Origin of the sequence: Streptomyces recifensis, from assembly GCF_002154615.1 — a bacterium.
Taxonomy (GTDB): domain Bacteria; phylum Actinomycetota; class Actinomycetes; order Streptomycetales; family Streptomycetaceae; genus Streptomyces; species Streptomyces griseoluteus.
The window spans coordinates 1-11892 of record NZ_MUNH01000357.1 but is presented as its reverse complement, the minus strand read 5'-3'; the positions used below and the strand labels follow the sequence as shown (position 1 = coordinate 11892).

Here is an 11892-nt window from a genome sequence, read left to right as displayed (position 1 = left end):
CGATGCCGTGCCGGGCGGCGAGGCGGCCGACCACGTACAGGCCGAGCCGGTCGTGCCGGGTGGGGTCGAAGGCGTCGGGGTCGCGCAGGGTGCGTGCGGCCTCCTCGCGCTGTCCGGCGTCCAGGCCCAGGCCCCGGTCGTCGACGCGCAGGACGAGGCGGCCGTCCTCGTGCCCGGTGCGCAGGGTGACCTCGGTGTGCGGGGGCGAGAACAGAGTGGCGTTCTCCAGGAGTTCGGCCAGCAGGTGCACGACGTCGGCGACGGCGTCGGCCGCGATCCCGTCACCCGGCATCGGCGGCACCACGACGCGGGCGTACGCCTCGATCTCGCTCACCGCCGAGGCGACCACGTCCGCCACCGGCACCGGTCCGCGCCAGCGGCGGCCGGGCGCGGCGCCGGAGAGGATGATCAGGCTCTCGGCGTGGCGGCGCATCCGGGTGGTGAGGTGGTCGATCCGGAACAGCTCGCTCAGCACGTCCGGGTCGTCGGTGCGCCGCTCCAGCGTGTCGACGAGCTTCAACTGCCGGTGCACGAGCGCCTGGTTGCGGCGCGCGATGTTGAGCAGGACCGCCGACAGGCCCTGGCGCAGGGTGGCCTGGTGGACGGCGGCCTCGACGGCGGCGAGCCGGGCGGTGTTGAAGGAGCGGCCGACCTGGCCGATCTCGTCGTCGCCTGCTTCGCCGGCGGTGAGGGGCGGGGCCTCGGCGACCGCGTCGACCCGCTCCCCCGCGCTCAGCCGGCGCATCACGTCCGGGAGTTGGCGGGTGCTGAGCAGGTCGGCCGCGTCGCGCAGGTTCTCCAGCCGCCGGGAGACGCGCCGGGCACCGCGTACCGCGAGCCACAGGGAGAGGGCCGCGGCCGCGAGCCCGATCGCGCCGACGACGGCCGCCTTGGTCAACTCCCGGTAGGCGAAGGCCCGTCCGCGGGCGGCGGAGTTCTCGGCGGCGCGGGAGCACATCCGCATGTAGCTGTGCACGGCCCGGTCCGCGACCGAGCGCCAGGTGTCGGCGCCGACGGCCTCGTCCGCGCCGTCGGCCCCGGCGGCGAGCAGCGCGTCCTCCGCGTGTTCCAGCGCCCGGTGCGGAGCGCCGTCGCGGAACTTCTCGTACAGGGCGCGGGAGTCGGCGGGCAGGTCGGGCGCGTAGGTCCGCTCGAAGACACGGCGGTCCTCGATGGTGGCGGTCAGCTGGGCGTACTGGGCGGGGGTGAGGGTGTCCGCGGCTCGCGCCCCGGCGACCAGGGCGTCCTCCCTGGAGACGAACTCCCTCACGCGCACCAGCTCGACGAGGATCTGCGCCTCGCGGGCGAGCTGTCCGGCCTGGAGCGCGGTGAGCGCGGACTGGACACCGAAGCCGGGCTCGACGAGGGCGCTGTACTCGGTGACGGCCCGGTCCCAGACGATCCGCCGCGCCAGTACGTCACGGCGCAGCGCCTCCAGTTTCCCGGTGGCCGTGACCATGGCGTCCAGGGCCCGCCGCTGCCGGGCGGTGAGCCGGTCCCGGTCGCCGCTCGCCATGGCCCGGCGCATGGCGCTGACCGCGCGGTCGGTGCGGCGCTGCTGGGCGAGGAGGGCGGCGGCCGGCGCGGTCGTGCGCGGTCCGCCCAGATAGGCCGCGGACAGGCGGCGCTCGATCTGGATCTGTCCGACCGCGGTGTCCACGGGGGTGCCGTAGTCCTCGTAGACCCCCTGGAGCCGGATCAGGGCCCGTAACTCACCGGTGACGGAGACCATGGCGAAGCTCCACAGCACCGTCAGGGCGAGAGCCGGGGCCAGGGCCAGGGCAACGATCCGGGCGCGGACGGTCCGGGGACGGCAGAGGGGCCAACGCATGGATCACCTGCCGGTTACCAGTGGGTAGAAAGTGCCGGACAACCTACGGGATCGCTCCGGGGAGCGCAATGGTTACCTTGGGTAGCCCGGCCGGGCCCACGAGGCCTGTCAGCCCGGCGCGCCCGAGGAGAAGCGGCGCAGCAGCGGCGAGAGCACCAGCACCGACTTGGTCCGCTCCACGAAGGGCTCCCCGGCGATCCGCTCCAGGACCCGCTCGAAGTGCCGCATGTCGGAGGCGAAGACCTGGGCGATGGCGTCCGCGTCCCCGGTGACCGTGGACGCGGCCACCACCTCCTGGTAGCGCTCCAGACCGCGCAGGATGGTCTCCGGCGAGGTGTTGCTGCGGCAGTAGATCTCGATGTACCCCTCGGTCTCCCAGCCGAGGGCCGCCGGCTCCACCCGGACGGTGAAGCCGGTGATGGCTCCGATGGCCCGCAGCCGGTCCACGCGCCGCTTCACGGCGGGCGCGGACAGACCGACCAGTTGCCCGATGTCCGCGTAGGAGCGGCGGGCGTCCTCGGCGAGGGCGTGCACGATGCGTTCGTCGAGATCGTTCAGCACTGCGGGTGGTTCACTTTTCTGGGAGGAGTTCTACGGTTGCTCGGCGACGGTGGGTTCCGCGTTCGCCATCCGGGACCGGCGGTAGCCGTAACTGAAGTAGAACACGAGGCCGACGGCCATCCAGACTCCGAAGACCGCCCAGGTGACGGCGGAGAGGGAGGCCATCATCCACAGGCACAGCAGGAAGCCGATCGCGGGCATCACCGGAGCGAACGGAACCCGGAACGTGCGGCGCATGGCCGGGCGCGTCCGGCGCAGCACCACGACGGCGACGTTGACCAGGGCGAAGGCGAACAGTGTGCCGATGCTGGTGGCGTCGGCGAGCTGGCCGAGCGGGATCGCGGCGGCGAGGACACCGCAGAACAGCGAGACGATGACCGTGTTGGCGCGGGGCGTGCCGGTCTTCGGGTGGACCCGGGCGAACACCTTGGGCACCAGGCCGTCGCGGGCCATCGCGAACAGGACGCGGGTCTGGCCGTAGAGGACGGTCAGCACGACGCTGGCGATCGCGACGACGGCGCAGGCCGCCAGGAGCGTGCCCCAGAAGGTCTGCCCGGTGACGTCCTTCATGATCTCGGCGAGCGCGGCCTCCGAGTCGCCGAACTGCCGCCAGGGCTTCGCGCCGACGGCGACGGCCGCGACGAGGACGTACAGCGCGGTCACGATGACGAGCGAGAGCATGATCGCGCGCGGCAGGTCGCGCTGCGGGTCCTTGGCCTCCTCGCCGGCGGTGGAGGCGGCGTCGAAGCCGATGTAGGAGAAGAAGAGGGTGGCACCGGCCGCGCTGACGCCCGCCATGCCGAGCGGCATGAAGTGCTCGTAGTTGCCGGAACGCAGGCCCTGGACCCCGATCGCGCAGAACAGCACCAGCGCGGCGATCTTCACGGCCACCATGATGGTGTTGGCGCGCGCCGACTCGCGGGCTCCGCCGAGCAGGAACGCCATCGCGAGCAGGACGACGATCAGCGCGGGCAGGTTGAAGATGCCGCCGTCCCCCGGCGGCGCGGAGAGCGCGTCCGGGATGGTGACGCCGATGGTGCCGTCGAGCAGTTCGTTCAGGTACTCGCCCCAGCCGACGGCGACGGCCGCGACGGAGACGCCGTACTCCAGGACCAGGCACCAGCCGCAGATCCAGGCGATCAGCTCGCCCATCGTGGCGTACGCGTACGAGTACGAGGAGCCGGCGACCGGGATGGTGCCGGCCAGCTCCGCGTAGGAGAGGGCCGAGAACAGCGCCGTCAGACCGGCGATGACGAACGACAGGGTGACCGCGGGTCCGGCCTTGGGGACCGCCTCGCCGAGGACGACGAAGATGCCGGTGCCGAGCGTGGCACCGATGCTGATCATGGTGAGCTGCCACAGGCCGAGGGAGCGCCGCAGCGAGCCTCCCTCACCGTGTCCGCCCTCCTGCACCAGGCGTTCCACCGGCTTGCGGCGCATGAGGCGCGCGCCGAGGCCCGGGGAGGACGGGGCGGTGGTGGATGGGGACTGCGAGGGTGCGCCTTGGTCGAGCACGCGCTGGCTCCTTCATCGCTGCCGGTCGAAGAGGACGGGAACCGGCGGAACCCCTGACAGCCGGGACCCGCCGAGCGGGGTCCCCGCCACGCCTGTGTACAGCGCCTGACCCTACGAGTTCGGGTTTCACGGGCGTAATGCAGCAACCTTGCGCATCTCCGCAAGATCGTTGCGTTCATCGCATCCCGGCGCGAGTTCGTTGCGCGGGGCTTTTCGATGGTTGCGCGAGGTGCCCTCCGGGCGGCCGGGGAGCCTCCGGGACGGCCCCGCACATGTACGGCCCCCGCTCCCGGAAAGGGGGGCGGGGGCCGCAGGGGGAACGAGCGGTTGATCAGCTCCAGCTCGCGTGCAGGGGCATGCCCTCGGCGTATCCGGCCGCGCTCTGGATGCCGACGATGGCCTTCTCCGCGAACTCCTCCAGCGAACCGGCACCGGCGTAGGTGCAGGAGGAGCGGACGCCCGCGATGATCGAGTCGATCAGGTCCTCCACGCCCGGCCGGGCCGGGTCGAGGAACATGCGGGAGGTGGAGATGCCCTCCTCGAAGAGGCCCTTGCGGGCGCGGTCGTAGGACGACTCCTCGGAGGTGCGGTTGCGCACCGCGCGGGCGGACGCCATGCCGAACGACTCCTTGTACAGGCGCCCGCTGGCGTCCTGCTGGAGGTCGCCGGGCGACTCGTAGGTGCCGGCGAACCAGGAGCCGACCATGACGTTGGAGGCACCGGCCGCGAGCGCCATGGCGACGTCGCGCGGGTGGCGGACACCGCCGTCGGCCCACACGTGCTTGCCGTGCTTCTTCGCCTCGGCGGCGCACTCCAGCACGGCGGAGAACTGCGGGCGGCCCACGCCGGTCATCATCCGGGTGGTGCACATGGCGCCCGGTCCGACGCCGACCTTGATGATGTCGGCGCCGGCCTCGATCAGGTCGCGGACGCCCTCGGCGGAGACGATGTTGCCCGCGACGATCGGCACCTGGGGGTCGAGGGCGCGCACGGTGCGGACCGCGCTGATCATCGACTCCTGGTGGCCGTGCGCGGTGTCGATGACGAGGGTGTCCACGCCCGCGTCGAGAAGCTGCTTGGCCTTGCCCGCCACGTCGCCGTTGATGCCCACGGCCGCCGCGATGCGCAGCTTGCCGTCGGCGTCCACGGCCGGGGTGTACAGGGTGGCGCGCAGGGCGCCCTTGCGGGTGAGGATGCCGGCCAGGCGGCCCTCGGCGTCGACGGCCGGGGCGTAACGGCGGTTGGCCGCGTCCAGGGTGTTGAACGCCTCGCGCGGGTCGATGCCGGCGTCGAGCAGCAGCAGGTCGCGGGACATGACGACCTCGAGCTGGGTGAAGCGGTCGACCCCGCTGAGGTCCTGGTCGGTGACGACACCGACGGGACGGTAGTCGGCGTCCACGACGACGCCGGCGTTGTGCGACCGCTTGGGCAGCAGGGCCAGCGCGTCGGCCACCGTCTGGTGGGGGGACAGCACGATCGGGGTGTCCAGGACGAGGTGGCGGCTCTTGACCCAGGAGACGACCTCGGTGACGACGTCGATCGGGATGTCCTGCGGGATGACCACCAGGCCGCCGCGCCGGGCCATCGTCTCCGCCATCCGGCGTCCCGCGATGGCGGTCATGTTGGCGACGACCAGCGGGATGGTGGTACCGGTGCCGTCGGGGGAGCCGAGGTCCACCGCCTGCCGGGAACCGACCGCCGATCGGCTCGGCACCATGAAGACGTCGTCGTACGTCAGGTCGTAGGCGGGCTGGATGTCATTGAGGAAACGCACGTGCCGCACATCCCAGTCGATCAGAGGTGACCCCCTGACGGGTGCGCCAGGGGGAAAGAGCACGTACTTCATTCTCCCATGCCAGGGCCCTGGCCATGCCCTCACGGAACCTCCAGGGACCCGCGGTCACAGCTCGGAGGTTCCTCCAAGGGCGAGCACCACGTCCAGGAACGAGGTGCGGTCCACCGCCTCGGAGAACACGTCCCGCGCGATGCGCCACTCCTGCCCGTTCAGCTCGGCGAACGGCTGCCAGTTCCGTACGACGATCAGCAGCCCGCGCTCGATGGCGGCCGGCGGCCAGACGGTGGTGTCGGAGAGGGAGTCCAGCAGGGCGTCCCAGTTGCGGCCGAACCAGTCGGGCAGGTTCAGCGCGGCCGCCACCCGCTCCATCAGCCCGGCCTTGTCGCGGACCCCCTTGAGGTCGAGGGTGACCGCGACCCGGTCGACAAGGTCTTCGCTCATCTCAGCACCGCCCGGAACGAGTTGTAATGATCATCGGTGTAGAAGCCCTCCCCGCCGTCCCCGGTCACCAGGCGCCGGGCGCCCCGGTCGCTGGAGCCGGGGGTGGGCACGGTGTACTCGTGGTAGTAACCGCGCTGGTGCCTGGGGAGACGGCCCTCGAAGTTCCCGAAGACGATCCCGTCCCGCGCGTACGGGTAGGGGCCGCCCTTGTCGATGAGGGCGAGGGTGCGCCGGGCCTCGACGGGCAGCCGGGACTCGGGGACGGTGGCCATGCCCGCCGCCCAGGCCGGGACCGAGGCGGCGTGCCGGGAGGCGGCCGGGGGCGCGGTGGCCGTGTCCGTACCGGCGCAGCCGGCCAGCAGGGCGCCGAGGACGGCCAGCACACCGGCGAGCAGACGCGCCCGGCCGCTGTTTCTCTTCAGGATCTTGGGGACGAACCGCGACAGCATGCCGCCGATGCTGCCACGGCCCGCCCGCCGTGGCAGCCTTCCGCCGGATGCGTCCTCGGACCCGCCGGGACTCGGACCCCGCCGGGACTCAGACCCCGTCGGGGTCGGCGCGGCTGAGGGCGGGCTTCGGCGCGGCGCCCGCGGTGAGCAGGTAGTCCGCGGCCGAGGTGTCCGTCACCAGGCTGGTGACCAGCCCGGAGCGCAGCACCGCGTCGATCGCCGGGGCCTTGCGCTGCCCGCCCGCGATGGCCACGACCTCGGGGATACGGCGCAACTGGTCGGTCTTGACCGTGATGCACCGCTCGCCCAGGTCCCGTCCGATCCGGCGGCCGTCGGCGTCGAAGAGGTGCGCGGACATCTCGGCGGCCACGCCGAGCGAGGCGTAATGCGCACGCTCCTCGTCGCTGAGCATGTCGTGCACCGTGGAGATGCCCGGCTCCCAGGAACCGATGGAGACGCAGGCGACCGTGACCTTGTCGAAGTACTCGAAGGCGCGGGCGATCCCGGTCTGGTTGCGCAGGGCGGCGGCCGTGGCCTCGTCCGGCAGCAGCATCGGCGCGTAGATGGGGTGGGCGTCCCCGCCGGACACCTGGGCGGCGCGGCGGACGGCCTCCACCGAGCCGCGTTCCGCGGTCCCGGCGTCGTACACGCCCGTCAGCTGCACCACCGTGCAGGGCGGAAGCCGGTCGAGCGCGGCCGCCATGTGGATGGTGGAGCGGCCCCAGGCGAGGCCGAGGACATCGCCCTCGTCGACGAGTTCACCGAGCAGGTCGGCGGCGACCTCGCCCAGGTTCTCCGGGTCGGGGGTCTCCTCGGCGTCGGCCGGGGACTCGACCACGACGGCGTGCCTGAGGCCGTACCGGGCCCGGAGCGCGTCCGAGCGCTCCGCGTCCAGCTCGGCCGGGACGCGGATCTCGATACGGACGAGATCCCGTTCGAGGGCGGTCTCCAGGACCCGGGCGACCTTGAAGCGGCTGACGCCGAACTCCTCGGCGATCTGGATCTTGGACTTGCCCTCCAGGTAGAAGCGGCGGGCCATGGCCGCCGCCTGCACCAGCTCAGCGGGTCCCATCCGCATGGCTGACCGGCCCGCCGACATACCCGACACGGCGCTCTCCTCACTGCTGTTCACACTCTGGATTCGCCGTTCATCCTCGCAGATCCGGCGCCGTGAATCCGCCCTGATGGGCGGCCTTCTCTCAACCGTTCACCTCGGCGTGGCTCAGTGGCCGCACGCCCAGGTCGAATCGGCGATCGCCCGGTCCGCCTGCGCGCGCAGCGCACGGACCGCCGCGGCCGGGTCATGGGCCCCGTACACGGCCGATCCGGCGACGAAGACGTCCGCCCCCGCCTCGGCGCAGCGCTCGATCGTCTCGGCCGAGACACCGCCGTCGACCTGGAGCCACATCTGCAGGCCGTGCTTGGCGATCAGGTCGCGGGTACGGCGGATCTTGGGCAGCGTGATGTCGAGGAACGCCTGCCCGCCGAAGCCCGGCTCGACCGTCATGATCAGCAGCATGTCCAGCTCGGGGAGCATGTCCTCGTACGACTCGATCGGCGTCGCGGGCTTGAGGGCCATGGCGGCGCGGGCGCCCTTGGCGCGGATCTCGCGGGCGAGCCGGACGGGGGCGTGCGCCGCCTCGACGTGGAAGGTCACCGAGGAGGCGCCCGCCTCGACGTACTGCGGAGCCCAGCGGTCGGGGTCCTCGATCATCAGGTGGCAGTCCAGCGGGATGTCCGTGGCGCGGGCCAGGGACTCCACGACGGGGGTGCCGAGCGTGAGGTTCGGGACGAAGTGGTTGTCCATGACGTCGACGTGGAGATAGTCGGCACCCTCGACCGCCTTCGCCTCGTCGGCGAGGCGGGCGAAGTCTGCGGACAGGATGCTGGGGTTGATCTGCGCGGCCATGGACCAAGCCTGCCATGCCCCTCCGGGGGGTGCGGTGTCAGGTCCTGGGTGGTAGGGGCGTCCGTTGCTCGGGTGCGGGTCCGCTGTGGCTTGTCGCGCGGTTCCCCGCGCCCCCGGGCCGGCTGCCCCTGACCCGGTTTCGAGGGCGCCCGGGGTCAGGCCGTCAGAAAACCTGGCTCACGCGGTGCGGCGGATCAACGCCAGGTACATCGCGTCCGTGCCGTGTCTGTGGGGCCAGAGCTGGATGTCGGGGCCCTCGCCCAGGTCGGGGACGCCGGGGAGGAGGGGGCGGGCGTCGATCAGTTCGGCGTCGGGGTGCTGCTTCAGCAGGTCGGCCACCACTGCCCGGGTCTCCGCCAGGTGGGGGGAGCAGGTGGCGTAACCGACCACTCCGCCCACGCGGACGGAGTCCAGCGCGGTGCGGAGGAGGGCTCGCTGGACCGGGGCGAAGTTCTCGAGGTCCTCGGGGCGGCGGCGCCAGCGGGCCTCGGGGCGGCGGCGCAGGGCGCCGAGGCCGGTACAGGGGACGTCCATGAGGACGCGGTCGAAGGTGCCGGAGCGCCACGGCGGACGGGTTCCGTCGGCGGTGATCACCTGGTACGGGCCGGGGTTGCCGGCCAGTGCCTTGGCCACCAGGCCGGCACGGTGCGGCTGCTTCTCGGAGGCGACCAGGGTGGCACCGCGCTGGGCGGCCAGGGCGGCCAGCAGCGCGGCCTTGCCGCCGGGGCCGGCGCAGCCGTCGAGCCACTTCTCGTCGGGGCCGTCCAGGGGCGCGTTGGCGAGGGCGAGGGCGACCAGCTGGCTGCCCTCGTCCTGCACCCCGGCCCGGCCCTCGCGCACGGCCTCCACCGCGCCCGGCTCGCCACCCTCGGTCAGGCGTACCGCGTACGGGGACCAGTCACCGGCCACGGCCGCGTCCTCGGTCAGCAGTTCCTCGGGGGTGGACCGGCCGGGCCGCGCGACGAGGGTGACCTCGGGGCGCTCGTTGTCCGCCGCGAGAAGTTCCTCGATGCCGGCGCGGCCACCGCCGAGGGAGTCCCACAGCGCGGAGACGACCCAGCGGGGGTGGGAGTGGACGACGGCGAGGTGGTCCTCGGGGTCCTCGTCGTAGGGCGGCGCGACCCGCTCCAGCCAGCCGTCCAGGTCGTGCTGGGCGATCTTGCGCAGCACGGCGTTGACGAACTTGGCCCGCCCGTCGCCGAGCACCACCCGCGCCAGCTCGACGGAGGCGGAGACGGCGGCGTGGGTGGGGATGCGCGTGCCGAGCAACTGGTGCGCGCCGAGGCTCAGTACGTCGAGCACCGGCGGGTCCACCTCGCGCAGCGGGCGGTCCACGCACTCGGCGATGATCGCGTCGTACGTGCCCTGGCGGCGCAGCGTGCCGTAGACCAGCTCGGTGGCCAGAGCGGCGTCCCGCGCGTCGAAGTCGCCGTTCTCCCGCGCCTTGCGCAGCAGCGGGGGCAGCACGAGGTTGGCGTAGGCGTCCCGTTCGTCCACCGCGCGCAGCGCGTCGAAGGCGAGGACGCGGACGGGGTCCTTCTGGGGGCGCCGGTAGGGCTTGGCGGGCCGGTGCGGCCGACGGGACTGCTCGCTCACGGGAAAGGTGCTCCGGATGTGGTCAGGGGGTGCGGTCACCAGCGTACGTCGGCGGACCGTCACCCCCCACTCGCGGGGTGTCAGCCGCCGAGCGACTCGCCCTCGGCGATCCGCGCCCCGCGCGCCCAGTCGGCGGCCCGCATCGGCTTCTTGCCCTGCGCCTGCACCCAGAGCAGCTCGACCGCGTACGAACCCGTGCCCACGTGCACGTTGTTCTTGCCGACGGCGAGCCGGCCGGGCGCGAGGTCGGTCCGCTCGGGCACGGGCGCGACCTGCACGAGCTTGAGCCGCTCGCCCCGGAACACGGTCCACGCGCCGGGGGCGGGCGTGCAGCCGCGCACCACCCGGTCGACGCGCAGCGCGGGCGCCGCCCAGTCGACCTTGGCGTCCTCGACCGTGATCTTCGGCGCGAGGGTGATGCCCTCAGCGGGCTGCGGTACGGCCTTCAGGGTGCCGTCCGCGATGCCGTCCATGGTGGCCGCGAGCAGTCCGGAACCGGCGAAGGCGAGCCGGGTGAGCAGGTCGCCGCTGGTGTCGGTGGGGCGGATCTCCTCGGTGACGGTGCCATAGACCGGGCCGGAGTCCAGGCCCTCCTCGATGAGGAAGGTGGAGGCGCCGGTGATCTGGTCGCCGGACATGATCGAGTGCTGCACGGGCGCGGCTCCGCGCCAGGCGGGCAGCAGCGAGAAATGCAGGTTGACCCAGCCGTGGGCGGGGATGTCCAGGGCGACGCGGGGCAGCAGCGCGCCGTAGGCGACGACCGGGCAGCAGTCCGGGGCGATCTCGCGCAACCGCTCCAGGAACGCCGGGTCGCGCGGGCTGGACGGCTTCAGCACCTCAATCCCGGCCTCCTCCGCCCGCTCGGCCACGGGCGAAGCGACCAGCCTGCGGCCCCGCCCGGCGGGTGCGTCGGGCCGCGTGACGACAGCGGCCACCTCGTGCCGACCGGAGTCGATCAGGGCGTCCAGCGCGGGAACGGCGACCTCTGGGGTACCGGCGAAGACAAGCCTCATGGTCAGAAACGACCCTCTCGAACGACAGCGGACGGCAGCGGACCAGTCTATGACCGCGAGGGGGCGCCGGGTCGCCCGCCCGCGGGCGCCGGGGCGATGCCCGCGGGCACCGGAGCACGGGCCGCGAACGCCCAGGTGAGGCCTGCGGACGCCCGGCCGTCGCAGGGGCGCCGCCCGGGGCCCACCCGCGCGAGGCCGCCGCCGGCGACCGCCCTCAGATGGTGTCCAGCAACCGGCCAACAGGGAACAGGTGGTGCGCGGGTGGGAGACCCCGGCGTACACACACACCCCGCACGCCCCCACCCCGTGACCAGCGGAGCGCCCACGCGTTGGTCAAGAGAGAGTTGACCACTTCGGGCCGCTTCGGCCGCCCACTTCCTTTCAACGCCGGTTCGAGAGGCTTGTTCATGGCCGACCACGCAACGCACGACGCCCAGGCCCGTGCCAGCCTGCACTTGCTGGTGCGCGACATCGAGCGGGTCCGCCGACAGGTGGACGCGCTGCGCACCCTCACCGCACAGCTCGGCAACGTCTACCGTCCCCGCCGCTCCGGCCCGTCCACCGGCTTCGTCGTCTACGGACGCGCCCCCGCCCCGACGGTCCGCCTCGCCCAGGAACTCCGGGACAGTGTCGAGACCCTGGTGACGGCGGCCGTGGACTTCGACCGTTCGCTCGGCTTCTCGTGGGACGCGGTGGGCTCCGCGCTCGGCGTCACCAAGCAGGCCGTGCACCGCCGTTACGGCGCCCGCCGGGCCGCCGCCCAGGCCGCGGCCGAGGCCGAG

Annotated in this window: 11 protein-coding genes; 1 reads left to right on the top strand and 10 read right to left on the bottom strand. The window is 73.0% G+C overall.

The features are described 5' to 3' along the window. From CCN33_RS19020 to fmt, 10 genes are all read right to left on the bottom strand, one after another. Window positions 1–1831 (bottom strand): sensor histidine kinase (locus CCN33_RS19020; RefSeq protein WP_086694777.1); only part of this gene is annotated, 1831 nt, incomplete at its 3' end. Window positions 1832–1939: 108 nt separating this feature from the next. Beyond that, entirely contained in the window at window positions 1940–2392 is a 453-nt protein-coding gene (locus tag CCN33_RS19015) for an Lrp/AsnC family transcriptional regulator (protein ID WP_086694776.1), read from the bottom strand. Between the two features lie 30 nt (window positions 2393–2422). After that, window positions 2423–3907: an amino acid permease gene (locus CCN33_RS19010; protein WP_086694775.1), complete on the bottom strand. Its 1485-nt coding sequence runs from the start codon at window positions 3905–3907 to the stop codon at window positions 2423–2425. A gap of 331 nt (window positions 3908–4238) precedes the next feature. Beyond that, window positions 4239–5681 carry a GuaB1 family IMP dehydrogenase-related protein gene (locus tag CCN33_RS19005; protein WP_167387898.1) on the bottom strand — a complete coding sequence of 481 codons (1443 nt, stop codon included), beginning with the start codon at window positions 5679–5681 and terminating at the stop codon, window positions 4239–4241. Window positions 5682–5807: 126 nt separating this feature from the next. After that, the gene (locus CCN33_RS19000; protein ID WP_086694773.1) at window positions 5808–6143 is read right to left on the bottom strand and encodes a barstar family protein; all 336 of its coding nucleotides are present in this window, start codon (window positions 6141–6143) and stop codon (window positions 5808–5810) included. After that, window positions 6140–6592 (bottom strand): guanyl-specific ribonuclease, encoded by a 453-nt coding sequence (locus CCN33_RS18995; protein WP_086694772.1) that lies wholly within the window; start codon window positions 6590–6592, stop codon window positions 6140–6142. Before CCN33_RS18995 ends, CCN33_RS19000 begins: the two co-directional genes overlap by 4 nt. Window positions 6593–6680: 88 nt before the next feature. Beyond that, entirely contained in the window at window positions 6681–7724 is a 1044-nt protein-coding gene (locus CCN33_RS18990) for a sugar-binding transcriptional regulator (RefSeq protein ID WP_030810559.1), read from the bottom strand. Window positions 7725–7814: 90 nt separating this feature from the next. Beyond that, a complete protein-coding gene (rpe, locus tag CCN33_RS18985) occupies window positions 7815–8501 on the bottom strand; it encodes a ribulose-phosphate 3-epimerase (protein WP_086694771.1) in 687 nt (228 codons plus the stop codon). 177 nt (window positions 8502–8678) lie between these two features. Continuing rightward, window positions 8679–10097, bottom strand: a complete 1419-nt coding sequence (locus tag CCN33_RS18980) for an RsmB/NOP family class I SAM-dependent RNA methyltransferase (RefSeq protein ID WP_086694770.1) — start codon at window positions 10095–10097, stop codon at window positions 8679–8681. 80 nt (window positions 10098–10177) lie between these two features. Next, entirely contained in the window at window positions 10178–11110 is a 933-nt protein-coding gene (fmt, locus tag CCN33_RS18975; RefSeq protein ID WP_086694769.1) for a methionyl-tRNA formyltransferase, read from the bottom strand. Window positions 11111–11517: 407 nt separating this feature from the next. Between fmt and CCN33_RS18970 the strand changes: the two genes are divergently transcribed. Continuing rightward, window positions 11518–11892: hypothetical protein (locus CCN33_RS18970; RefSeq protein WP_086694778.1), on the top strand; the 375-nt coding region annotated here is incomplete at its 3' end.

Excerpts from the sequence above, each read along its gene's own strand:
- CCN33_RS19000 (WP_086694773.1), bottom strand. The coding sequence starts at position 6,143 with ATGAGCGAAGACCTTGTCGACCGGGTCGCGGTCACCCTCGACCTCAAG.
- CCN33_RS18995 (WP_086694772.1), bottom strand. The coding sequence starts at position 6,592 with ATGCTGTCGCGGTTCGTCCCCAAGATCCTGAAGAGAAACAGCGGCCGG.
- rpe (WP_086694771.1), bottom strand. The coding sequence starts at position 8,501 with ATGGCCGCGCAGATCAACCCCAGCATCCTGTCCGCAGACTTCGCCCGC.
- fmt (WP_086694769.1), bottom strand. The coding sequence starts at position 11,110 with ATGAGGCTTGTCTTCGCCGGTACCCCAGAGGTCGCCGTTCCCGCGCTG.